A 2,518-nucleotide genomic window follows, 5' to 3' on the forward strand; every position below is an offset into this window, starting at 1 on the left:
GCCTCCAGGAGGTCCAGCTGCAGGGCCCGGATGTTGTTCCGCACGTCGAGCTTGTGGCTTGCGGCGTAGTTGCGCAGGTGCCGCAGGATTTCGTTGCGCTCCCTCAGGCTGGCGGCGTCCGCCGCGTCGCAGCGCTGGAGCGAGGAGGTGTTGGCCGGATGGCCGGCACCCAGGAGGTCGAGCCCGTCCACAATGATGGACGCAACGCCCCGGCGCTGGAGCTCGCTGGCCACAGCCAGGCCGGAGAGCCCCGTCCCGATGACTACGGCGGTGGTCCGCTCAATCCCGCCGTACAAAGGCATGCTCGACACTGCAGGGTACCTCCTTGAAATGGTGCGAGTCGCGGGGGAAACCCCGGACGCCAACCCGTGCCTGGTTCCACAGCCCCAGCGGCTGCTTTCTGGAACACCAGTCTCGGTTCAGCAATGCCTCGAAGGATACCTAAGATTCCCGCCCGTGGATAGGGGAGGTAGGACATTGGCTGTGGTGCCGGATTCCGGCGGTTTCCGTGCTCCCGCTCCAGCGGAAACCGGCTCAAAAGCCTGAATTTCCGGGTCAGGAAACGGCGTGTTAATTCTGCGTAAATCCTTCCGCCGCGGGCGGGCGGGGGCGCCTTGCCGCCGTCTTGAATGTTCGCAATTAACCGAGAATAGTGAGGAAAATCAGGGGTTCCTGCACGCAGATTCCGGGTCGCCTCGCCGGTGGACGCCGGGCGGCAGTACTTCTGGCAGAATAGCCGCAACATCAGGCAAGAATCGCGAGGAGGCGGACCCTATGGGCCGTGAACAGGTGCATCCGGACCCGGCATGGGAGACCGGTGGCGAGCCGGCGCCGCCCCGCGGAATCGTCGTGGGAGTGGACGGCTCGGACCACAGCCACTGCGCCTTGGTGTGGGCGGCCCGTGAGGCGGAGCGCCGCCGCCGCCCGCTGCACATCGTGACCGCCTATTCCGTTCCGATCTTCGCCGCTTCCGGGCTCGACGGCGGCTACGCCACGGTGGACGACTCCGTGATCCGCGAGGGCGCCGAAGCCATCCTCAAGCACGCCATGGACAAGATCGCCTTCTACAACATCGACGTCGACGCGTCCGTCGAAAACGGGGACGCGTCCGGCGTGCTGCTGGAAATCAGCGAAACCGCGGAGCTTCTGGTCTTCGGCACCCGCGGCCGCGGTGGCTTCGTGGGCCGGCTGCTCGGCTCCGTCAGCAGCGCGCTGCCCGCCCACTCGAAGTGCCCCACCGTGACTGTGCCGCTGATCTGCGCGGACCGCCTGGGCGAAACCACAGACGACAAGCACGTCCTCGCCGAACGGGCCAAGTCGGGCAGCCAGCCGGTGGAGAACGTCGTGGTCGTCGGCGTCGACGGTTCCGAGCAGGCCCGCGTCGCCGTGCTGGAGGCCGCAGCGCAGGCCGAGCGGCTCTCCGCCCGGCTCCGCGTGGTGTGCGCGGTGCCGCAGTACACCGGCTCGCTGGCATGGGTGCCCACCCCGATGGACCGCGACGCACTGTTCGCCGACATCAAGGTCCAGCTCGACGCCGGCGTGGCCTGGCTGCGGAGCCACTTCCCCGCCCTGCAGGTGGAGACGCAGCTCGTGGACGGCTCGCCCGTCGACATCCTCGTCGACGCCAGCCGGCACGTGGAGCTCGTGGTGGTCGGCACCCGAGGGCGCGGCGGATTCACCGGAATGCTGCTGGGCTCCACGTCCGACGGCGTCCTCCACCACGCCAAGGGGCCGGTCATGGTGGTGCCGGACCGCGACGACCCGCGGCTGGCGGACAGAGCCAGCTTCGGCCCGATGCTCGGCGACTCCTAGAAGGCGACGGGCCCGGCGTCGGAAGGACGGTTAACGGATGGAGCACCCCGGGACGCCGGACCCTGCCGAGGGCGGGCCGGTCCTGGCCCTAGAACGCCTTGGCCCGGACATGCTCGCCACCGTCGGCGGGAAGGCGGCGAACCTGGGCGAACTGGCACGCGCCGGCCTACCGGTGCCCGCCGGCTTCTGCCTGACCACCACTGCGTATCTGGACGCCACGGCATCCCCGGCGCTGGCGGACGTGCACCGCGCCCTCGCCGCAACAGCCCCCGACGACCTGGCGGGGCTGGCTGCGCTTGCGGCGAAGGCCCGCGCGCTGGTGCTCGACGCCGATGTCCCCGCCGGCATCGACGCCGCCGTGCGCGGCGCCTACGCGGCGCTGGGCACCGACACGGCGGTCGCCGTGCGGTCCTCCGCGACCGCCGAAGACCTGCCGTTCGCCAGCTTCGCCGGCCAGCAGGACACTTTCCTGAACGTGGTGGGCGCGGATGCCGTGCTGGCTGCCGTCCGCCGGTGCTGGGCCTCGCTGTGGACAGACCGCGCGGTGACCTACCGCGCGGTGCAGGGGATCGAGCCCTCGGCGGTGTCCCTCGCCGTGGTGGTCCAGCGCATGGTGGACGCGGCCGTGGCCGGGGTGCTGTTCACAGCCAATCCCGTCACCGGCCGGCGGCACGAGGCCGTCATCGACGCCAGCCCGGGGCTGGGG

At 70.3% G+C, this 2,518-nt stretch carries 2 protein-coding genes and 1 pseudogene; 2 read left to right on the top strand and 1 reads right to left on the bottom strand.

Annotation, left to right across the window (positions count from 1 at the left end):
* Positions 1–302 (bottom strand): annotated as a pseudogene (locus tag LQV45_RS25540) (FAD-binding protein); the annotation flags it as partial.
* A gap of 472 nt (positions 303–774) precedes the next feature.
* Between LQV45_RS25540 and LQV45_RS25545 the strand changes: the two are divergent.
* Positions 775–1,812, top strand: a complete 1,038-nt coding sequence (locus LQV45_RS25545) for a universal stress protein (protein ID WP_230009431.1) — start codon at positions 775–777, stop codon at positions 1,810–1,812.
* 37 nt (positions 1,813–1,849) lie between these two features.
* The coding region (locus LQV45_RS25550) for a PEP/pyruvate-binding domain-containing protein (RefSeq protein WP_290370316.1) at positions 1,850–2,518 on the top strand (669 nt) is incomplete at its 3' end.

It is taken from the genome of Microbacterium sp. Bi128, from assembly GCF_918698205.1.